Raw genomic sequence first — 21823 nt, 5'->3', positions numbered from 1 at the left:
CGCGGTCACTTTCGGTCCTCATGGCCGGACTTGATCCGGTCATCCATCTTCTTCAAGCGATGGACACGCGGGTCAAGCCCGCGCGTGATGGGCAGCGATCAATCCCTCTTCTTGGGCGCCCAGGCCTCGACCGCCCCGCCGGCGTCCCGCCACGCCGCGAAGCCGCCGCCGATATGGGCGACCGGTTTCAGGCCCATGTCCTGCGCGGTCTTGGCAGCGAGCGCAGAGCGCAGGCCGCCGGCGCAGTGGAAGATGAACGTCTTGTCCTCTTGGAAGATCGCCTTGGCATAGGGGCTCTGCGGATCGATCCAGAACTCCAGCATGCCCCGCGTACAGGAGAACGCGCCGGGGATCCTGCCCTCGCGCTCGATCTCGCGCGGATCGCGGATATCGACGATGACGACGTCATCGCGCTTGGCAGCCTCGATTGCCTCAGCCGCAGAGAGCGTGGCGATCTCGGCATTGGCTTCGTCGAGCAGCGCCTTGATGCCGCGGGTGATGGTCTGGGGCATTCTCTCGTTTCCTCTTGGCGTCATTCCGGGCCGATGCGAAGCATCGACCCCGGAATCTCGAAGTGGCAACGCAATGTCGGGATTCCGGGTTCGCCCTTCGGGCGCCCCGGAATGACAGCATCACCGCACCAGCTCCTTCATCGCTGCTTCCAGACCCTCGATCGTGATCGGATACATGCGCTCGGAGAAGATGCGGCGGATGAGGGTGGTGGACTCCGAATAGTCCCAATGCTTCTGCGCTACCGGATTGAGCCACACCGCGTGTGGATAGGTGCGAATGACGCGGTCAAGCCACACCGAGCCCGGCTCTTCGTTGACGTGCTCGACCGAGCCGCCGGGCACCATGATCTCATAGGGCGACATCGACGCGTCGCCGACGAACACGACCTTGTAGTCGTGCGGGTACTTATGCAGCACATCCCAGGTCGGCGTGCGATCGGTGAAACGCCGCTTGTTCTGCTTCCACACGCCCTCATAGAGGCAGTTGTGGAAGTAGAAATATTCCATGTGCTTGAATTCGCTCTTGGCGGCCGAGAACAGCTCCTCGACCTGCGCGACGTGGGAATCCATCGAGCCGCCGATGTCGAAGAACACCAGCACCTTCACCGCATTGCGCCGCTCAGGGCGCATATGCACGTCGAGATAGCCGTGGTTGGCGGTCTCGCGGATCGTGGTGTCCAAGTCGAGCTCGTCGGGCGCACCGGTGCGGGCGAACTTGCGCAGCCGGCGCAGCGCCACCTTGATGTTGCGGATGCCGAGCTCGACATTGCCGTCGAGATCCTTGAACTCGCGGCGGTCCCACACCTTCACGGCGCGATTGTTGCGGTTCTTCTCCTGGCCGATGCGGACGCCTTCGGGATTGTAGCCATAGGCGCCGAATGGCGAGGTGCCGGCGGTGCCGATCCACTTGCTGCCGCCCTGGTGACGGCCCTTCTGCTCTTCCAGACGCTTCTTCAAGGTCTCCATGAGCTTGTCCCAGCCCATGGCCTCGATCTCTTTCTTCTCTTCCTCGGTGAGGTATTTTTCGGCCAGCTTCCTCAGCCATTCCTCGGGGATTTCGGCCTTCTCCATCGCATCGAGCAGGTTCTCCAGCCCCTTGAATACGGTGCCGAACACGCGATCGAACTTGTCGAGATTTCGTTCGTCCTTCACCAGCGCGGTGCGCGACAGATAGTAGAAATTCTCGACCGAATGCTCGGCGAGGTCGGCGTCGACAGCCTCCATCAGCGTGAGATATTCACGCAAGGAGACCGGGACCTGCGCGTCGCGCAGCGCTGTGAAGAATTGCAGGAACATGCCCATTAGATCGCGCGGCCGGGAGGGCACGTCAAGGGCCGCTCCACGCCCCGCGCTGGACCCGCCGGCATTTTGCTCTACAATCCCTGGAACAACAGGCGAAATGGGGGCTTTCATGGGTATCATTGCAGCGCTGATCATCGGCGCCATCGCGGGCTGGCTGGCAGGGCTGATCGTGCGCGGCGCCGGTTTCGGCCTGATCGGCAACATGGTCATCGGCATCATCGGCGCGCTGGTCGCAAGCTACGTGCTGCCGGCACTGCACATTGCGCTCGCCAGCGGCACGCTGGGGACGATCCTGGACGCCACGATCGGCGCCGTCATCGTGCTCGTGATCCTCTCATTGATCAGGCGCGCTTGATTATTTCTGCTTCCGATGGCAGCCATCATCTCAAAGCCGCAGCAGCGTTGCCGCTGCGTAGCCACTCAACACAAGTTCGAACGATGAGCGAGACGCGATGAAATTTACCGGCACCCAGGACTACGTCGCCACCGACGACCTCAAAGTGGCCGTCAATGCGGCGATCGTGCTCGAGCGCCCGTTGCTGGTGAAGGGCGAGCCGGGGACGGGCAAGACCGTGCTGGCCGAGGAAGTCGCAAAGGCCGTCAACGCGCCGCTGCTCACCTGGCACATCAAGTCGACCACCAAGGCGCAGCAGGGCCTTTACGAATACGACGCGGTGTCGCGGCTGCGCGACAGCCAGCTCGGCGACAGCAGGGTGTCCGACATCAAGAACTACATCAAGCGCGGCAAGCTGTGGGAGGCCTTCACGGCTGAGCAGCGGCCGGTGCTCTTGATCGACGAGATCGACAAGGCCGACATCGAGTTCCCGAACGACCTGCTGCTCGAGCTCGACCGGATGGAATTCCACGTCTACGAGACCAACGAGACCATCAAGGCGAAGCTGCGCCCGATCGTCATCATCACGTCCAACAACGAGAAGGAGTTGCCGGATGCGTTCCTGCGCCGCTGCTTCTTCCACTACATCAAGTTCCCCGATCCGGATACGATGGGCCGCATCGTCGACGTGCACTTCCCTAACATCAAGAAGCGTCTGGTCGAGGAGGCCCTGCGCATCTTCTTCGAGGTCCGCGACGTGCCCGGCCTGAAGAAGAAGCCGTCGACCTCCGAGCTGCTCGACTGGCTCAAGCTGCTGCTCAACGAGGACATCGGACCCGAGCAGCTGCGCGAGCGCGATCCGCGCAAGCTGATCCCGCCGCTGCACGGTGCGCTGCTCAAGAACGAGCAGGACGTGCACCTGTTCGAGCGGCTCGCCTTCCTCAGCCGGCGCGAGGTGTGAGGCGCCCGGCTCAATCCGACGGGGCCGAACGCGTCATTGCGGCGCCGTCCTCTCGATCAGGCGTCCGAGCGCGCGCATGATCCCATCGACGGCAATCGGCTTCTCGCAGCGGAGGATCTTCGAGAAGCGGTCCGGAATGACCGATTCGTCGTAACCGGTGGTGAAGACGAAGGGCACGCCGCGCTCGACAAGCAGATCGGCGACCGGAAACGCCATGTCGCCGCGCAGGTTCACGTCGAGAACGGCGCCTTCGATCCGCCCCTCGCGTTTGATCAACGCGAGCGCGTCAGGGACGGTTCCGACCGGGCCCAGGATCGTGCCACCGGCGCCGCCGAAGGCGCAGCGCAGCTCGTCGGCAAGCATGTATTCGTCCTCGACGATGAGGATATGACGGTCGCGAAGCGAGCGTTCAGGCATGCTCATCGAGCTCCAGTGTGGTGAGCGAAACGGGAATCGATATCGTGCAACGGACACCGTCGGATTCGAAAGTGTATGAGGTCCTCGCGCTGAGCTGATAGGGCAAGGCCTGTTCGATCAGCTCGCGCCCTTGTCCGGTGCCGCGGGGCATCGTGGCTGGCGGCGGCATGTCGACGCCGCTCTCGCGCCACTCGATGTGCAGCCAGGGTCGTCCCTCCGCGCCTTCGCACTCGAGCGACCAGCCCACGCAGAGCCGGCCGGACGGCTGCGCCAGCGCACCATACTTGACCGCGTTGGTGGCGAGCTCGTGCAGCGCCATGGCAAGGGTCTGAACCGTCGACGACCGCAGCCGAACGCCGGACGGCCCCGAAAGCTCGATGCGCTCGGAACCGCCGGCGACAGCAGACAGCTCGCTGCGGATCAGATCGTCGAAGGTGACGCGATCATGCTCCTTGAGGCGCGACAGCAGGCCCTGGGCGCGCGACAGCGTATCCAGCCTATCACGGAAGCGGGCGCGAAAATCGCCGAGATCGGTGCTCGCGCGCGCCGTCTTGTCGGCCATCGAGCGGACCACGCCGAGCAGGTTGCGGGTGCGATGCTGCAGTTCGGCGACCAGCACCTTCTGCCGCTCCTCCCATTCGCGCCGCTCGGTCACGTCGACCATGGCGCCGGTCATGCGGATCGGTCGTCCTGCATCGTCATAGAAGAAGCGCCCACGGCCGTACAGGCAGCGAATTGCGCCGCCCGGATGCACAACACGAAACTCGCTGACATATTCCTGGTGCGCCTCCATCGCGCGGTGAAGCGCGGCTTCGGCTGCGGGACGATCGTCGGGATGGATGCGCGCGGCCCAGACCTCGTAGCTCGGGGTCAGTTCGCCAACACCATAGCCTTCCATGCGAAAGTGCTCGTCCGACCAATACACCTCGCCGGTCGCGACGTTCCAGTCCCACAGGCCGAGCCGCCCCACCTCGACCGCGCTGCGCAGGCGCTCCTCGCTCTTGCGCAACTCCCGTTCGGCCTTGTTCTGCTCGGAGATGTCGCGCGCCGTTCCGAACCACTCGATGATCTCGCCGTTGCGCCCGAGAATGGGGATGGCGCGCGAATGGATCCAACCGAGGCTGCCATCGATCCGGATGACACGGTGCTCCAGCTCGAACATGCTCTTCGTCGCAACGACCCTGCTGATCGCCGCCATCACCTGCGGCTGATCGTCCTGATGAATGTATTTCGCGAGCCAGCCCTGGCTCGGCTTCATCGTATCGGCAATGAAGTCCTTGCCCTGCAACTGGCGCATCTCCCGCCAGTCAGGACTCATGCGATAGACGACGTCGGAGCTCGCCGTCACGAAAGCGCGATAGCGCTCCTCGCTGGCACGCAGCCGCTCCGTCGCCTCGGCACGCAGCCGGGCCATCTTGAGATGCGCCTCGACGCGCGCCAGCAGTTCACGCGCACTGAACGGCTTGATGAGATAATCATCCGCACCGGCCTCCATGCCTTCGACGCGGCTCTCTTCTGCGGCCCGGGCCGACAGCAGGATCACCGGGATGGTGCCGACCTGTTCATCGGCGCGCAGCCGGGCGAGCAACTGCATCCCATCGATGCGCGGCATCATCACGTCCGACAAAACGAGGTCGGGTTTGTCGCGGGCGATGGCCGCGAGCGCGGCTTCACCATCGGCGACGGTCTCGACATCGTAGCGCGCTGCGAGCAGGCGGCGGACATAGTCGCGCATGTCGGCATTGTCGTCGGCCAGGAGGATGCGGGGGCGCGGCCCGGCCCTGTTGGCGGAGGGGGCGGGGACGTCGATGTCCCGAACGGCATGCGCATCGAGCGGCGGCGTATCCGGCAGCCAGCGCAACGCCTCCTCGATGAAGGGGCGCTCACCGCGGAGCATCGGCTCCTGCGCTGGCGCCGCGTCGACCTGGTCGGACGGCAGATGGCTTCGTCCCCTGGGAATTCTGACTACGAACGTGCTGCCCTGCCCGGCTTCGCTGGTCGCTGCGACGGATCCACCGTGCAGCTCGGCGAGCTCGTGCACAAGCGCGAGCCCGATGCCCGAGCCCTCATGGGTGCGGCCGCGCGCGCCGGCGACGCGATGGAAACGGTCGAAAAGTCGCGGCAGCTCGTGCTGCGGGATGCCGGTTCCGGTGTCCTTCACGCTCAGCTCGAAATGACGATCGCAGGTGACGAGCCGGACCTCGATGTCGCCCGTGAAGGTGAACTTGAACGCGTTGGACAGCAGGTTGAGGACGATCTTCTCCCACATTTCGCGATCGACATAGGCCGGCTCCGGCAGCGGCGGGCAATCCACGATCAGCCTGAGGCCGGCGGCCTCGATCGCCGAGCGGAAGGTGCTGGCGATCTCCGCGGTCAGGCTCGCGAGGTCGACCGGCGCGTAGACCGCCTGCATCCTGCCGGCCTCGATCCGCGAGAAATCCAGCAGCGTGTTGACCAGCTTGAGCAGCCGCAAGGCATTGCGCTGGGCGATTTCCAACCGGTCGCGATCCGCCGGCGGCAAGCTCTGCGACCGCAGCAGGACATCTTCGAGCGGACCGAGCATCAGCGTCAGCGGCGTGCGAAACTCGTGGCTGACATTGGCGAAGAACGCGGTCTTGGCCCGATCGATCTCGGCGAGCGTCTCGGCGCGGCGCCGCTCCTGCTCATAGGCCAGCGTCTCGGCGAAGGCGCTGCCGAGTTGAGCGGCCATCAGATCGAAAAAGCCCTGGTGCTCGGCATCGAGGGCGCGGCGCGGATTGACGCCACAGATCAGGATCGCCGTCGCCTGCTCCCGGCCCGTGGCAACCGGCAGCGCAAGCGCCAGCTGTGGCGGCTCGGGCCATGCGCCGGTCGGCACGCCGGCAAATTTCGCACGATCCAGCATGACGCGAATCGGTGCCGCCGCACGCGCCGCCTCCCGGATCGGCCACAGCGCGCCTCCGTTGCCGTCGAGGGCAATCTGCGCCGGCGCGATCGCGCTGTCCGGCTGCACCCCCGCAGCGCTCAACAGCCGTGCCGATCGCTGGTCCTCGCTCAGCTGGTAGATCACCGCAAACGGGACGTCATGCGGATTCTCGGCGAGGACATCGGTGGCTTCGCGACAAGCGTGGGCCAGACTGTCGGCACGGCCGCGCGCGGCGAGATCGCGCAAGGTCCGCATGCGGCGCTCGCCCACGACCCGGGCCGTCGTCTCGATGACGGGGGTGAATACGCCGCCGACGCCGCCGGTCTCATCGCGAATCGGCGAATAGGAGAACGAAAAATAGGTCTCTTCGAGGTAGCCATGGCGGTCGATGAACAGCGGCATGTCGCGTGAGCGGGTCGCTTCGCCAAGCCCAACGACCTGCCGCAACATCGGGCTGATGACCTCCCAGATCTCGGACCATACCGCGCACCCCGGTGCCCCCAGCGCGGCGGGATGCTTCTGCGAGCCGAGGATCGGGCGATACTCGTCATTGTAGAGCATGACGAGCTCCTGGCCCCACCAGATCAGGATCGGGAACGCGCAGTCCAGGCAGGTGCTGACCGACGTGCGCAACGACTGAGGCCAGCTCTCGGGCGGCCCCAACGGCGTCCGTGACCAATCATGGATGCGCATGAGCGCTCCCATCTCGCCGCCACCCTGCAGGAAGTCGGCCCCGCGCGCGAACGCCTGAAACGTCGCGCGACCGGCATCCGAATGCTGGTTCACTCCTGGTCCCTTTTGGCCCCTTTTTCGCCGCACAGTATCGCGAAATGCGCGCGGGCGCCAAGCACGGGCCCGAACGAGCGACAAGCGCATCGATGGGGAACTCGGCGGCGAGGCGGGTTCCATCTGTCCATCCACAGCCGATCTCGCAATTTGGGACAGTCCACCGCAAACGCTCGACGTGCGCGCCTGCGCTTGTTAAGCGCCAGCCTCTGCGTGAGGCGGGGTTGAGTCGGGGCACATGACGGTTGCGATCGAGATGGGGCAGACGGCGGCGGGATCGCCTGCAGCTCTCGACCTCGAGGAACTCCTGGCGACCCGGCTCCTGGTGCAGGGCAATTCCGGCTCCGGCAAGTCGCATCTCTTGCGCCGCCTGCTGGAGCAGAGCGCGCCCTGGGTGCAGCAGACGATCATCGATCCGGAGGGCGACTTCGTCACGCTCGCCGAGCGATTCGGCCATCTCGTGATCGCGGCCGAGGATCACACCGAGCGCGCGCTGCAGGTCGCCGGCGAACGGGCGCGGATGCATCGCGTCTCGACGGTCCTCAACCTCGAAGGCCTCGATGCCGAGAATCAGATGCGGCGCGCGGCCGCCTTTCTGAACGGCCTGTTCGAGATCTCCCGCGACCACTGGTACCCGATGCTCGTCGTGGTCGACGAGGCCCAGCTGTTCGCACCGGCGGTCGCGGGCGAAGTCTCCGACGAGGCCCGCAAGGCTTCGCTCGGCGCGATGACCAACCTGATGTGCCGCGGTCGCAAGCGCGGCTTGGCGGGCGTGATCGCGACACAGCGGTTGGCGAAGCTCGCCAAGAATGTCGCGGCCGAGGCCTCGAACTTCCTCATGGGCCGCACCTTCCTCGACATCGACATGGCCCGCGCTGCCGACCTGCTCGGCATGGAGCGGCGCCAGGCCGAGGCGTTCCGCGACCTCGAGCGCGGCCAGTTCATGGCGCTGGGCCCCGCGCTGTCGCGCCGGCCGCTGGGCCTGCGCATCGGCCCGACTGACACCAAGCCGCGCAACGCGACGCCGCGGCTGATGCCGCTGCCGGAGGCCTCGCTCGAGGACGCCCGCGCGGTGATTCTCGCCGCACCGCCGCCCGAGACGAACGCGAGGCCGCAGCGCAAGCCGCAGCCCGAGCTGCTCGACCAGTTGATGGCGGCGAAGTCCGCCGCGCTCGAGCTGCGCCCCGAACCGCCGGCGCCCGCCGTCAGCGAGGAGGAGCTCGCCGAGCGCCGCGCCCGCGTCGAGCGCGTGCTGCGCGCCGTGCTGGCCGAGCCCGACGCCGGCTTTCGCGCCGTCGGCGTGCTCTATCAGGAGTTCGTCGTCCGCTGCCGCATCGAGGGGCTGGGCACGGCGGTGCCAGACCTCAACGAGTTCCGCCGCATGCTGACGCGCGCCCGCGCGGGGCTCGGCGGCGACGAGACGGCCGACGACGCCGGCTGGCGGGACGTCACGCTGCGCGCCTCGCTGCTCCCAGAGGACATGCAGGGCGTGTTCATGATGATCGCCCGCGCCGCCAAGGACGGCCGCCCCTGCCCGAGCGATGCCGCGATCGCCCGCGCCTATGGCTCGCACTCGTTGCGGCGGGCGCAGCGCCTGCTGACCTATATCGAGGACCAGGGCCTCATCGTCTGCCAGCTCGATGGCGCCGGCCGCCGCATCGTCACTTTGGTCGAACTCGCCTGGGCCACCGCGCCGGGTGATCCCAATGCCGACGACGCCGAGCAAAGTCTCGTCACCTCATCATCTTGAGGATGCGCCCGGATCGCTCCGGGCGCATCCCGATATCGTTCGCGATCAGGTCGCGGCGATCCTGCCCATCGCCGGGTCGCTGATGCTGGGCCGGCCGTTCTCGACATGACCCGCGAGCTGCCAGTTGAAGTTGGCATCGGTATCAGTCGTGACCGTCAGATCGTACCAGCCATGGGTCTGCTGCAGGCGAACCCGCGTCTCGAGCCGCTGTCCGCGCTGCAGGCGGTGCCGCTCGCTGCGTCCGGTGTAGTTGTCGGCCAGCGTCACGACGCAGCTCGCCCCCTTGTTGGTGAGCGCGATCGCAAGGCTGCGCGAATCGTCGCCATCGTCCCAATCGCAGAGATGGACGGTGTCGACATCGACCAGCGCGGCGGTGGTGGCGACGCCGCCCTTGAAGTGGCGGAAGAAGCCGTTCGGCCCGTACACCGACAGATCGTACTGGCCGGCGCTGGCCGCAAGGTCCCATGCGCCCCGCAGCGACTTGCCGGCCTCGACGGTGTAGCTCCACGGTCCGGCCGCGGTGTTGCCGGAGCGGACGTGGAAGCAGACGCCCGCCTGCCCCGGATTGACGAAGCGGATCGCAAACGTCCTGTGCGCGGCGTCGGCATCGCCGTCGACGCGGAGATCGTAGGGCAGCGCGCGCGCCGGGCGAATGCCAGGCTCCTGCTGCGGCATCACCTGCTTGGCCGGCGGAACCGGGTGATAGTCGTCGAAACGCGCACCGGAGGTGATGTCCGCGACCGGCGGCTTGAAGCCGGCCGTGCTCGGCAGCGGTGCCATGCCTTCGTTGGGCGAGGTGAAGTTGAACGCCGAGGTGAGATCGCCGCACACCGCGCGCCGCCAGGCCGGGATGTTGCTCTCGAACAAATCAGGCGCCTTGTGATGGAAGCGGCGCTCGATGAAGCGGATCACCGAGGTGTGGTCGAACACTTCCGAGCACACGAAGCCGCCGCGCGACCACGGCGACACCACCAGCATCGGCACGCGGACGCCGAGGCCGTAGGGGCCGGCCACGTGGCTGCCGTCGCCGGCGAAGAGGTCCGTGCTGACATCGACGGTCGACTGGCCCCAGGCCTGCGACATCGCCGGATACGGGCCGACGACATGGTCGAAGAATCCGCCGCCCTCGTCGTAGTTGATGATCAGCGCGGTCTTGCTCCACCGTTCCGGATTCGACGTCAGGATGTCGAGCACCTTGGAGATGTACCAGGCGCCCGGCCCCGGCAGCCAGTTCGGATGCTCGCTGAACGCTTCGGGAGCTGCGATCCACGACACCTGCGGCAGCGTGCCGTTGCGCACGTCGTTGCGCAGCCCGTCGAACAGGTTCTCGAACGTGCCGCCCTTGGCGATGTTGCTGCCGCGCAGCGCCTTCTCGTACAGCGGGCTGCCCGGCTGCGCGTTCTGATACTGGTGGAAATACAGCAGCGAGTTGTCGCCGTAATTGCCGATCCACGGATTCTGGGTCCAGCCCCAAAAGCCTTCCGCCGTCAGGCCGAGACCGATGTCCTGGTAGACCTTCCAGGAGATGCCGGCCTTCTCCAGCCGCTCCGGGAACGTGGTCCAGTCGTAGCCGGCTTCCGCATTGGTGATGACCGGGCCGCCGCCCTTGCCGTCGTTGCCGTCCCAGCCGGTCCACAAGTAGTAGCGGTTCGGATCGGTCGGGCCCATCACCGAGCAGAAATACGAATCGCACACCGTGAAGGCGTCCGCGAGCGCATAGTGCCAGGGCAGATCCTGCCGATTCATGCAGGTCATCGTCGTGGTGCCCTTGTTGGCGATCCACTTGTCGTAATTGCCGTTGTTCCAGGCCTTCTGGCCGTCGTTCCAGCCATGCGCCACGTCCTCGACATAGACCTGGCCGGCATTGTCGACGCGGAACGGCATCACCGATCCCGTGCCGCCCGGCTGCTGCCACACCGGGTTGCCGTTCGGCAGCTTCACGGCGCGCGGATCGTTGAAGCCGCGCACGCCGCGCATCGCGCCGAAGTAATGATCGAAGGCGCGGTTCTCCTGCATCAGCACAACGATGTGCTTGACGTCCTCGATGCTGCCGTGGCGGTTGAACGCCGGAATGGCATGCGCGCGCTCGATGCTCTGGCCGAGGGCCGCGGTCGCAGCCGACGCTCCGAGCAGCCGCAGGAACTCGCGCCGGTTGTGCGCGATCGTGTTCGACATCTCGTTCATTCCCCATGGTGATGACGGTGTCGAGCGACTTAGGTCGGCGCGTTAACAGCCGCGTGACCGGCCGGTAAAGGATGTGTGGCAGGCTTTTGACGCCGCGCGGCGGTGCGGCATTCGCGGCGGCGCGAAGGCGCCCTGCCGCGATCCGCGTCGAAGCCGCCATTGCCCTTGCGCCAGAGGCGAAAAGCTGAATGATCCGTTCGGGTTGAGACGACGACAGGCCGGGCCGCCACCGGGTTTGGCGCGTTGCGTTTTTGAGGATGATTTGCATATGCCGACGTTGACGGTGCAAGCGGCGGGTCTGCAGGGAGCGCCGGTATGGATATGGCTGCAGGTCGTGTCCAACGGACTGGTCGCCAGCGCCTTCTTCACCATCGCCTTCGTGGTCGGCACGTTTCTGCGGCGGCGTTGGCGCGACGTGATGTTCCGCGGCATCGTCGGGGCGCTTGCGACTTTCGTGGCCGTCGTCGGTGTCACCCGCGTGCTCGCGATCGTCGATCTCTGGGTGCCGACCTCGACCATCACAGGGATCATCAACGTCTTTCTCGGCGTGACCTCGATCGGGATCATCGTCGTCATGATCAAGATGCTGCCGCAACTGCTGGTGCTGCCGACGCGCATCACCTTGCAGAAGGCCTATGCGCAGCTCGAGGAGGAGATCCGGCAGCGCCGCGCCGCGGAGGCGATGGTGCGGCGATTCCAGGAGATCGAGGCCAACGAGGCCCAGGTCCGTCAGGCACAGAAGATGGAGGCGATCGGCCAGCTCACCGGCGGCGTCGCGCACGACTTCAACAACATCCTGACCGTCATCACCGGGACGATCGAGATCCTCGCCGATGCGGTCAAGGACAAGCCCCAGCTCGCCGGCATCGCCGGCATGATCAGCGCCGCCGCCGAGCGCGGCGCCGATCTGACCCGGCACCTGCTTGCCTTCTCGCGCCGCCAGCCGCTGCAGCCCCGCGCCACCGACATCAATGCGCTCGTCGTCGAAGCCGGCCGTCTGCTGCGGCCGACGCTCGGCGAGCAGATCGAGATCGAATCGATGCTGGCCCATGACAGCGCGCCGGCGCTGATCGATCCGAGCCAATTGTCGACGGCGATCCTCAACCTCGCGCTCAACGCGCGCGACGCGATGCCGGACGGCGGCAAGCTGACCTTGGAGACCAAGAACGTCACGCTCGACGAGCACTACGCGCAACTGAACCGCGACGCCAAGCCCGGAAGCTACGTCATGATCGCGGTCAGCGACACCGGCCAGGGCATTCCCGCCCCGCTGCTCGACAAGGTGTTCGAGCCGTTCTTCACCACCAAGGACGTCGGCAAGGGCTCGGGTCTCGGCCTCAGCATGGTCTATGGCTTCGTCAAGCAATCGAACGGCCACGTCAAGATCTACAGCGAGGAAGGCCACGGCACGACGGTCAAGCTCTATCTGCCGCGGGCCGCGAGCGCGCCGGAGCCGCCGGCGGCCGAGCCCGGCCGGCCGGCTGTCGCACAGGGCGACGAGACCATCCTGATCGTCGAGGACGATGCGCTGGTGCGCGACTACGTCGTGGCTCAGGTGCGCCGTCTCGGCTATCGCACGCTCGCCGCGAGCAACGCCGCCGAGGGCCTGGCGCTGATCGACAATCCGGAACGGATCGACCTGCTGTTCACCGATGTCATCATTCCAGGCGGCATGAACGGCCGCCAGCTCGCGATCGAGGCCGAGAAGCGCCGTCCCGGGCTGAAGGTGCTCTACACATCGGGCTACACGGAGAACGCGATCGTGCATCATGGGCGGCTCGATGCCGACGTGCTGCTGCTCGCCAAACCCTACGTCAGCGCCGATCTTGCGCGCATGATCCGCACTGCGCTGGAGGCGTGAGGCTGACATCGGTCGCTGCGGTCGCGATCCGACATCTGATCGACGTTTCCAACAGCCCATCCTCGCCATGTCTGTCATCACCCGCGAAGCCGGGCGTGACGGCGGAGCTTGTAGAGGCTCATGCTGATCTCACATCCGCCCATTTTGCTCATGGGTACACGCTCTCGCAGCTGATGAGGCCCGAGTGATGCGGCAGTCACGTCCCTCCCGAACAACGAGAGGGCGCAGGGAAGGCCGGGAGCTCGCCGCCCCCATGGCCCCCGTGCGGAAAGAATGCACGGGGCAGGAACCACAGGTTCGGCCGAGACATCCCGGCCTTCCCTGCGCGATGGCTCTACGAATTATACGTGATCTCCCTGGGGATCGGCTGTCTTGCCCCCATCGTCCGCGCGTGCCGTCAAGCAACGACCGCGGACTTGACCTCAGCGTCGAGAGGCCAGGACCACACGACTTCTCCGTACGCGCCGACTGCGCTCGTCTGGCGCAGCCATCACGTCCATCGCCCCCCACCTCCACGTATCGTGACGACGCGTACGTCCCTCTGCACGAGGCGGGTTGGCAGGAGATAAGCACATTTTCCGAAAAAGCGAAAGGAAAATTTTGTTGCGTGCGCGGGATGCCGGACTGCCTGGAAGCTCACGCCAGGATGAAAGCAGCGCCGCTCACCCAGCAAGGCGTCGCTGCGGCTCCTCGGCGCCATCAGGCCTGTATTCGAGCAGGTCGCCCGGCGGGAGACATCCTCGGCTCAGGGCCTATTGAATTGCTTGCGGGACAAGGGCGGCTCGATTCACAGGCACCCCGAGGAGACGCCGGCATGAGTGATCTGTGCTTATGGGGTAATCTTCCACGTTTAGGTGTTTGCTGACGAGTTCATCCACACGATTTCCCAAACGTAGCCATCCGGGTCTTCAATGTGGCGGTTGTACATGAAGCCGAGATCCTGAGCTGGGTTGGGATCGGCGCGTCCGCCCGCAGCAACAGCGCGAGTTAGGGTTGCATCAACGGCATCGCGGTCGGCGACCGTAAGGGCGAACATAGCCTGACTCTCGCGTCGAGCGTCGCCGATGGGGCGTTTGGTGAATTCGCGATATTGATCGTGGGTCAGCAGCATCACACCGATCGTGTTCGTGAACATGAGGGACGTCGAGCTTTCGCCGGAAAACTGTGAGTTCACCGCCCCACCAAGGGCAATGTAGAATGCTGTCGACGCGGCGAGATCTCTCACGGGGAAGTTCACCAAAATCATGTTGGGCATCGCTTTCCTTCCAAGACCTATGAGGCCAAGCTGTCGCCTCGCCTCATAGCGGTAGTCCAAATGTATCTTAATATCAAGATACTTTATTGAAAGACACTTGCCCATGGATCGTGCCGAGATCGCTTCAAAACAATGGGCTCGCGAGCGCCCTGATCTTCCAACGCTGCCTGTAGAGCTCGTGGGGCGTTTGCTTGACGCCGCCGCACGGGTGATCCGCGACCACATGAACCCATTGCTCGCAGAAGCAGGGCTACAGGTTGGCGAGTTTGACGTCCTCACGCCCCTCAGGCGCGCCGGTGAGCCCTATATGCTTTCACCGACCCAGCTCTATGAAGCGGCAATGATCTCTTCAGGCGGCATGACGAACCGCCTCGATCGGTTGGAGCGCGCCGGATTGGTCGAACGATACCCCGATCCCAATGACCGACGTGGCAGGCAAATTGCTTTAACCCCTGCCGGCAAGCGCGCGATCGACGATCTGATTGGTCCAATGGTGGCCCTGGAGGCACGATTGATTTCCGTCCTGACACCGGCGGAACAGAAGACGCTCAACGCTCTTCTCAAGAAATTGCTCACCGGCCTCTAGGTCGTTTTGGCACCTCAGCCTTCACCTATCACCTGGGACGACTGCTTCACGCTGGCCGCGAGCTATGTGATCTCGTCCAACTACGCGGTTGCGGGTGCCGACACAATCTCGAGATTCCGGGTTCAAGGCCTACGGCCTTGCCCCGGAATGTCGATGGTCGCGACGCAAGAGGATTGCGTCCGTCAATTCGGCCCCGCGTCCCAGGTCACCGGCAGATTCAGCAGGCCGCGGAAGGCCCAGCCGCCGATGCGCACGGGCTCGGTGTTTCGGAGCCTCAGGTTCGGCAGTCGCGCAAACAGCGTCGGCAATGCGACCTCGGCAATCATCGCCCGCGAGGCCCAGGCGCCGGCGCAGAAATGCGGACCGGCGCCGAAGGCGATGCTCTTGGCGACGTCGCGGCGGATGTCGAAGCGATCCGGCTCGGAAAAATGCGTCTCGTCGCGGTTGGCCGAGCCGAACATCAGGAACACGCGCTCCTCCGGTTCGAAGGCGACATCGCGAATCGTCCAGGGCTTGGCGATGCGCCGGGGCGTCATGCCGATCGGCGAGATCCAGCGGGCATATTCCTCGAATACCTGCAGCCAGCGCACCTCGCCATTGAGGGCCAGCGCGAGCTGATCGGGATGCGTCAGCAGCGCCCACACCGTGCCGGCGATCGCATCGCGCGGCTCGTTCTGGCCACCCGAGATGGCGAGCTTGATGTTGGCGCGGATGCTCTCCATCGGCATTTGCGAGGCAAGCATCACGCCAAGCAGGCTCTGGTTCGGGGTCTTCTCCAGCACCGGCAGCATGTCGTCGATGGCGGCGTCGATGCCGGCAGTCGCGGCGTTGCAACGCGCCTCGACCGCGGGATCGGCGGTGTAGTTGGCGATGCCGTCGATCATCGCCTGCGACCACGCATTCATGTCCTGAAAGCGCATGTTGGTGAGGCCGGTGATCAGCTTCAGGCACTCGGCCGAGAACGGCAATGCGAAGTCGCGGACGAGGTCCACGTCGGCGGTGGGATCGAGCGCGTCGATCAGCCGGTCGGCATGGGCCTGGAACTGCGCCAGCCAGTGCACCCGCACGGCCCGCGGCGACACCGCCGGCGCGATCGCCTGGCGCTCGGCCATGTGCGCCGCGCCATCCTTGCGCATCATGTTGTGGCCCATCAGCCGGTTCATCAGGCCCTGCGGCTGATGCGAGCTGAAGACGTCGATCTGCTTCTCGGACACGAAGATGTCGTCGCGACGGCACAACAGCGTACTGCCGAGCTGCGGCACGAAGGCGATCGGCGCCTCCTGGCGCATGCGCGCCAGCGCCGGATAGGGATCGGCCCAGAAGGTGGCGGTATCGATATCGAAGCGCGGTGCTGTGCTCACTCTCGGTCTCCGGTCTGCCAGCGCAGGCTAGCTGCACGCTCCGGCAACGTCTGTCCCGGCGATGGGTGACAGCAGGCGAGCCTCCCTCGCTCAGTTCAGCGGCCGCGGTGTCGCCATCAGGCGAAGGGCGATCGCGAACAGCTCGTTCTGCGAGGCGATGCCGAGCCTTTCATAGGCGCGCTTGCGATAGGTGAAGACGGAGTTGAGGGCGATGCCAAGATCCCCGGCGATCGCCTCGGAGGTGAAGCCTTCGAGGATGCGACGGCAGACATCCTTCTCCCGCGCGGTCAGCACCGACAGCGGTCCGCCGGCGGCAAACAACGAAGCAAATTTGTCGGCCGGGTCCATCGCGGCGGCGCGATCCTGGCAATGACGCGCGACGATGGCCCCCACGATCGGGGCGACCGCGGCGATGCGCTGGCGCTCGTGGGGCGCAAAACCGCCTTGCACAGCGGTGCGATAGAAGTTCACGTAGGTGCAGTGCTCGCCGACCCAGATCGCGGTGGCGGCCTTGTCGACGATCTCGGAATCTTCGAAGAACAGCTTGCGGTAGCCCTTCGGGTACATGCGGCGCGCGAAATTCGGCAGCAGGATGTAGCGCGCGTCCGCGCGCCTGCGGAAGATCGTGTCCCGGTTCGGATCGGCCGTGTGGAAATGCTCCGAATAGGCCGCGCCGAGATCAGGCCCGATCGCGATGTTCCCCGTGCTGAGCAGGCAGCGCGCCGAGCGCTGGTTCTCGAAGGTGAACACCATGCAGTGGCCGACATCGGCAACGGTGCGCAGCGTCTCGATCAGGACTTGCGGAAACTCGGGCTGTCCGATCGCGAGCACCATCGCGCCGACGGCGCCGGCCGCCTCGATGCCAGGCCCCTGAGCCTCCATGCGTTCCTCCCGGATCTCTTTGTTCGCTGAAACCTAGCAGCAACCCGCCTCGGCTGGAAGCGCCGCCCCGCGTCACCAACCACGGGGACAGACACGAGGCCGCCAGTCCGGCTACGCTCATTGGCCAAAGTCTCGGCCAGTCAACGCGCCGAGCACGCTCAACGGGGAGGAACCACGATGAGAGCCGCGCTCACGGCGATCGGAATTGCTGCAACGATGGCTTTCGGCTCGCCCGCGCGCGCCGACATCAAGGTCGGTATCGTGGTGTCCGCAACCGGGCCCGGCTCGGCGCTCGGGCAGCCGCAGATCAAGGCGGTAGCTGCGCTGCCGAAGGAGATCGGCGGCGAGAAGATCGTCTATATCGCGCTCGACGACGAATCCGACAGCGTGAAGGGATTGCAGAACGCGCGCCGGCTGGTGATCCAGGATGGTGTCGACGCCATCATCGGCTCGTCGCTAACGCCGGTCACCATGCCGATGCTCGACGTCGCGCTCGAAAGCAGAACGCCGCTGCTGTCGCTGGCGGCCTCGACCGCGATCGTGCAGCCGATGGACGACAAGCGCAAATGGGCGTTCAAGGTCGTGCCCAATGACGACATCATGGCCGCGGCGATGCTCAAATACATCGCCAAGAGCGGGGTGAAGACACTCGGCTTCATCGGCGTGTCCGACGGCTATGGCGAAGGCTACTATCAGGAGGTGACGAAGCTGGCGCCGAAGCTCGGGCTCACGGTGACCACCCACGAGGTCTATGCCCGCGGCGACACCAGCGTCACCGGCCAGGCGCTCAAGGTGATCGCCACCAATCCGGATGCGGTGTTCATCGCCTCGGCCGGCACGCCGGCCGTGCTGCCGCAACAGGCGCTGTGCGAGCGCGGCTATGGCGGCAAGATCTTCCAGACCCACGGCGTGGCAACGCAGGAGTTCATCAAGCTCGGCAAGGAGAATGTCGAAGGCGCGGTGTTCGCCGGCGAGGCGTTCTCGATCGCCGACGATCTCGCGCCTGAGGATCCGTTCCGTCGGGCCAACGACGCATTCGTGACCGCCTATCAGGCCGCCAACGGCGACAAGCCGAACATCTTCGCCGCGCATCTGTGGGACACGGTCACCTTGCTAAAGGGCGCGATTCCCGGCGCACTGAAGGCCGCCAAGCCCGGCACCCCGGAGTTTCGTAGCGCCCTGCGCGACGAGCTGGAGCGCGGCAAGGACGTCTATCTCAACAACGGCCTGTCCAACATGAGCCCGACCGACCACAACGGCTACGACGAGCGCTCGGCGTTCCTGATCAAGGTCGAGGGCGGGCGGTTCAGGCTGGTGAAGTAGTTTGTGCACGTCGCGCGTGACCGCCGCCTGCCGCACGGGCGGTGAGCTCCCCTCCCCCTTGCGGGGAGGGGTCGGGGGTGGGGGGGTCCGCGAGTCCTGCTCTAAATGATGAGCGATTGAGAGCTCCGAACCGTGTCCACATCGTTAGCTCGCCGGGCCACCCTCGGCTTGCTTTGACTCGTGCGATAGATCACGACTTGCAGATATCGTGGTTCGCTCTTGCGAAACAACAGCGCCCTGCCGACAGCGCGCCCACAGCGGAGTTCAGCGCCCTGACCGACCGGGTTGATCCCTGACATTTTGGACCGGGCTGATCCCTGACACTATTCGATCACTGCTGTGTTGTCTCCGCCGTTTCCTGCGCGACGCGGAGCCGCGCACGCGGCGGAGCAAAGCGCAGGAAACGGCGGTCGCGGTCGATCAGCCCGAGGTCTCGGCCCCAGAAGCGGACGATGTGGCCGCCGGTATCGTGCTTGGCGAGGCCGATGAGTTCGCCGGCGAGCGCTTCGCCAACGAAGACGTGCTCGCCTTGCCATTTGATGTCCCCGGTGGGACGCACGCGGCGGACCTCGTGATCGGCGTCGTACCAGGGATCATCGAGACGGTCTGGCATGAAGCGCACCGGCCTGCGCCAGAGCTTGACGGGGGCCACCTGGTCGAGCGCCTCGTGCGGCCGCTCCTCGTTGAAGTGGCGGCGAAAGGCGTCGAAGCGTCGCTGCTGCTCGGCGGCCGTGTCTGCCGGTGGCTTCGACGTCTCGGCCTTCAGCGTGCGGTGCATGCGCTCGTGCCGGCCGTTGTCCTGCGGGCTCGCTGGTGGGATGTAGCGTGGCTCGATGCCGAGCTTGAGCCACCACACCGAGAGCGCCGAAAGGCCGCCAGCTCCCGTCGATCCGAACGGTACTCCATTGTCGGAGCGGATCGCGTCGGGAAGGCCGATATCCTTGAAAACGCGCTCCAGAGCGCCCTTCACGCCAGCCCAGGTCGGATCGACAATGCGCACCTCGATGAGATAGCGGCTCGCCGCATCGGTGATGGTGAGCGGATCGCAGCGCGTGCCATCGCCAGTGCGGAACCAGCCTTTGAAGTCGATCGCCCACTCGTCATTGGGGCCCTCCGCCGGCGTGATCAGCTCGCCTTGCGCGATCGCCCGACGTCGGCGTGGCCGCGCTTCGACCAGGCCTTCACGCTTCAGGAGGTCGCCGATCGTCGAGGCCGCCGGCCAGTCGACCTCCGGCCGCTCGCGCGCGAGCCAGGCCTTGATCTTCTTGGGGCCAAAATGCGGAAACCGTCGTCGTGTTGCGATGATGCGCCGTGCCAGCCGGTCCGCTGTGGCGTGCGGGCAGTTCTGCACGGCGTGGCTCTTCTCCTCGAACCACTGCGGATCCCCGCTCGCGCGGCGGCGCTCCCAAACGTAGAACGTCTCCCGGCTGATGCCGTGCCGCGCGCACAGCTCCGTCACCGAAAAAGCTCCCGTGTCGTACTCCCGAAACAACCCGATACGCTGCTCCACAGGACTGCTCTCCCTGAAAGGCATCGACCGATCCTCCTTCGAATCGGACGAAGCTTGCCTGTCAGGAATCAACCCGGTCTGAATTGTCAGGACTCAGCCCGGTTCATACCCCCGTGGACCCCCACCCCCGACCCCTCCCCGCAAGGGGGAGGGGAGCTCACCTCCGCTGGGGTGATTGCCCGATCTCCAAGCAAGTGCCGAGTGTGGGGCGCCCCACTACGCCGACAGGCTCTCCGCCGCCGGCGCCTTGCCCAAAATCAGATCCGCCGCCTTGTCGCCGATCATCAAGGTCGCGGCGTTGAGGTTGGCGGAGATCATGCGCGGCATGATCGAGGCATCGGCGACGCGCAGGCCCGAGAGGCCGTGGACGCGGAGCTGGTCGTCGACCGTGGCCCAGGTGGAATCCGCCGGGCCCATGCGACAGGAGCAGCCGGGATGGAACGTGGTGGTGGCGCGCTGCGTTGCGGCTGCCAGGAGCTCGTCGTCGCTGTTGACCTTCGGCCCGGGGAAATCCTCATACGCGTAATATGGCGCGAGCGGCGCCGAGGCCAGCAGGCGACGCGCCAGCTTCATGCCGGCGACGACGACGCGGCGGTCGAGCTCGGCGGTGAGATAGTTGGTCTGGATCAGCGGCTGATCGAACGGATCGGCCGAGCGCAGCCGCACGTAGCCGCGGCTCTCCGGGCGCTGCTGCCACGACGCGACCGTCATGCCGGGCTCGTCCTCGAGCTGGCCCTGCACACCCTCCTTGTAGCTCGCCGGCGTGAAGGTGAGCTGCAGATCGGAGCTTTCGGCGGTCTCGCCGGAATGCCAGAAGCAGTAGACCATGGTCGGCGACAGCGACAGGATGCCGCGCCGCGTCACCGCCCATTTCAGCGCCTCGCCCCACAAATTGAGGCCGCGCGCGAGCTCGTTGACGGTCTTGATGTTCTTGACGCGCGCGACGGTGCGCGGCGCGTAGTGGTCCTGCAGGCCCTCGCCGACGCTTCGGAGTGCATGACGCACCTCGATGCCGTGCTCCTGCAGCAGCTCGGGCGCGCCGATGCCGGACAGCTGCAGCAGCTGCGGCGAGTTATAGGCGCCGCCGGACAGGATCACCTCCTTGCGCGCGCGCACCTCGACCGGCACGCCGCCGCGCCCACCGCGGTGATAGCGCACGCCGACCGCTCGCTTGCCCTCGAGCACGATGCCCGTGGCATGCGCGTGGGTGCGCACCTCGACGTTCGGCCGTTTGCTGGCCGGACGCAGGAACGCGGTCGCCGAGGAGACACGGCGGCCGTTCTGAATGGTGCGCTGAACGTAGGACACGCCCTCCTGGATCGCGCCGTTGTAGTCCGGGTTGCGCGGGATGCCGAGCGAGACCGCGCCATCCATGAAGGCCTCGCACAGCGTGTCCTTCCACTCCATGGTGGTCACGATGAGGCTGCCGTCGCGACCGCGATACTGATCCTCGCCGGCGCCGATGCGCTTCTCCATGCGCTTGAAGTGCGGCAGCACGTCGGAATAGCTCCAGCCGCGATTGCCCATCTGCGCCCAGGTGTCGAAATCCTGGCGCTGGCCGCGATTGTAGACATGGCCATTGATCGAGGAGGAGCCGCCGAGCGTCTTGCCGCGCGGCGCGTAGATGCTTCGCCCAGCGGTGTAGGGTCCCGGCTCCTGCTGATAGCCCCAGTTGATGCTCTTCATGTAGAAGGTCTTGATGAAGCCGGCCGGCAGATGGATGTAGGGGTGCCAGTCGCGTGGCCCCGCCTCCAGCACGCACACCGTCACCGACGGGTCCTCGCTGAGGCGGCTCGCCAGCACGCAGCCGGCAGAGCCGGCGCCCACGATCACATAGTCGAAGGTATCCATCTGGTCGTTCGTCCCGGTCTCGTCATCGTCCGCCGCGCCAGGC

At 65.8% G+C, this 21823-nt stretch carries 16 protein-coding genes; 6 read left to right on the top strand and 10 right to left on the bottom strand.

What is annotated here, in order from left to right:
• Positions 1-98: 98 nt before the first annotated feature.
• Together QX051_RS09830 and QX051_RS09825 are read right to left on the bottom strand one after the other, a co-directional pair.
• A complete protein-coding gene (locus QX051_RS09830; protein WP_315775957.1) occupies positions 99-512 on the bottom strand; it encodes a rhodanese-like domain-containing protein in 414 nt (137 codons plus the stop codon).
• A 120-nt stretch (positions 513-632) separates the two neighbouring features.
• Positions 633-1808 carry a VWA domain-containing protein gene (locus QX051_RS09825; protein ID WP_315738596.1) on the bottom strand — a complete coding sequence of 392 codons (1176 nt, stop codon included), beginning with the start codon at positions 1806-1808 and terminating at the stop codon, positions 633-635.
• A gap of 115 nt (positions 1809-1923) precedes the next feature.
• Here QX051_RS09825 and QX051_RS09820 point away from each other — a divergent pair, with 115 nt between their 5' ends.
• The gene (locus QX051_RS09820) at positions 1924-2169 is read left to right on the top strand and encodes a GlsB/YeaQ/YmgE family stress response membrane protein (protein WP_315738597.1); all 246 of its coding nucleotides are present in this window, start codon (positions 1924-1926) and stop codon (positions 2167-2169) included.
• Positions 2170-2266: 97 nt separating this feature from the next.
• The gene (locus tag QX051_RS09815; RefSeq protein WP_315717852.1) at positions 2267-3109 is read left to right on the top strand and encodes a MoxR family ATPase; all 843 of its coding nucleotides are present in this window, start codon (positions 2267-2269) and stop codon (positions 3107-3109) included.
• Positions 3110-3142: 33 nt separating this feature from the next.
• Here the strand turns inward: QX051_RS09815 and QX051_RS09810 are convergent, their stop codons facing one another.
• Together QX051_RS09810 and QX051_RS09805 are read right to left on the bottom strand one after the other, a co-directional pair.
• Complete coding sequence (locus tag QX051_RS09810; protein WP_315738598.1) at positions 3143-3526, bottom strand: response regulator; 384 nt, start codon at positions 3524-3526, stop codon at positions 3143-3145.
• Entirely contained in the window at positions 3519-7217 is a 3699-nt protein-coding gene (locus tag QX051_RS09805; RefSeq protein WP_315775956.1) for a PAS domain-containing protein, read from the bottom strand. Before QX051_RS09805 ends, QX051_RS09810 begins: the two co-directional genes overlap by 8 nt.
• Before the next feature lie 238 nt (positions 7218-7455).
• Between QX051_RS09805 and QX051_RS09800 the strand changes: the two genes are divergently transcribed.
• On the top strand, positions 7456-8967 hold the full coding sequence (locus QX051_RS09800; RefSeq protein ID WP_315738600.1) for an ATP-binding protein: 1512 nt from the start codon (positions 7456-7458) through the stop codon (positions 8965-8967).
• A 45-nt stretch (positions 8968-9012) separates the two neighbouring features.
• On the opposite strand, the gene QX051_RS09795 is transcribed toward QX051_RS09800, so the two are convergent.
• A complete protein-coding gene (locus QX051_RS09795) occupies positions 9013-11142 on the bottom strand; it encodes a phosphocholine-specific phospholipase C (RefSeq protein WP_315775955.1) in 2130 nt (709 codons plus the stop codon).
• 277 nt (positions 11143-11419) lie between these two features.
• Here QX051_RS09795 and QX051_RS09790 point away from each other — a divergent pair, with 277 nt between their 5' ends.
• Complete coding sequence (locus tag QX051_RS09790; RefSeq protein WP_315775954.1) at positions 11420-13012, top strand: ATP-binding protein; 1593 nt, start codon at positions 11420-11422, stop codon at positions 13010-13012.
• 850 nt (positions 13013-13862) lie between these two features.
• Here QX051_RS09790 and QX051_RS09785 read toward each other — a convergent pair.
• Positions 13863-14267 carry a VOC family protein gene (locus QX051_RS09785; protein ID WP_315775953.1) on the bottom strand — a complete coding sequence of 135 codons (405 nt, stop codon included), beginning with the start codon at positions 14265-14267 and terminating at the stop codon, positions 13863-13865.
• 103 nt (positions 14268-14370) lie between these two features.
• Here QX051_RS09785 and QX051_RS09780 point away from each other — a divergent pair, with 103 nt between their 5' ends.
• Positions 14371-14853 carry a MarR family transcriptional regulator gene (locus tag QX051_RS09780; RefSeq protein ID WP_315738605.1) on the top strand — a complete coding sequence of 161 codons (483 nt, stop codon included), beginning with the start codon at positions 14371-14373 and terminating at the stop codon, positions 14851-14853.
• A 182-nt stretch (positions 14854-15035) separates the two neighbouring features.
• On the opposite strand, the gene QX051_RS09775 is transcribed toward QX051_RS09780, so the two are convergent.
• Complete coding sequence (locus QX051_RS09775) at positions 15036-16214, bottom strand: cytochrome P450 (protein WP_315775952.1); 1179 nt, start codon at positions 16212-16214, stop codon at positions 15036-15038.
• Positions 16215-16304: 90 nt separating this feature from the next.
• Positions 16305-17096: a helix-turn-helix transcriptional regulator gene (locus QX051_RS09770; protein ID WP_315775951.1), complete on the bottom strand. Its 792-nt coding sequence runs from the start codon at positions 17094-17096 to the stop codon at positions 16305-16307.
• Between the two features lie 177 nt (positions 17097-17273).
• On the opposite strand from QX051_RS09770, the gene QX051_RS09765 reads away from it, so the two are divergent.
• A complete protein-coding gene (locus QX051_RS09765; RefSeq protein WP_315775950.1) occupies positions 17274-18419 on the top strand; it encodes an ABC transporter substrate-binding protein in 1146 nt (381 codons plus the stop codon).
• Positions 18420-18750: 331 nt separating this feature from the next.
• On the opposite strand, the gene QX051_RS09760 is transcribed toward QX051_RS09765, so the two are convergent.
• Together QX051_RS09760 and QX051_RS09755 are read right to left on the bottom strand one after the other, a co-directional pair.
• Positions 18751-19878 (bottom strand): integrase core domain-containing protein, encoded by a 1128-nt coding sequence (locus QX051_RS09760; protein ID WP_409998081.1) that lies wholly within the window; start codon positions 19876-19878, stop codon positions 18751-18753.
• A gap of 267 nt (positions 19879-20145) precedes the next feature.
• Complete coding sequence (locus QX051_RS09755; RefSeq protein ID WP_315775949.1) at positions 20146-21780, bottom strand: GMC family oxidoreductase; 1635 nt, start codon at positions 21778-21780, stop codon at positions 20146-20148.
• Positions 21781-21823 lie beyond the last annotated feature (43 nt).

The organism is Bradyrhizobium sp. SZCCHNR1053 (assembly GCF_032381235.1).
Taxonomy (GTDB): domain Bacteria; phylum Pseudomonadota; class Alphaproteobacteria; order Rhizobiales; family Xanthobacteraceae; genus Bradyrhizobium.
This window is presented reverse-complemented; position numbering and strand designations above follow the sequence as displayed.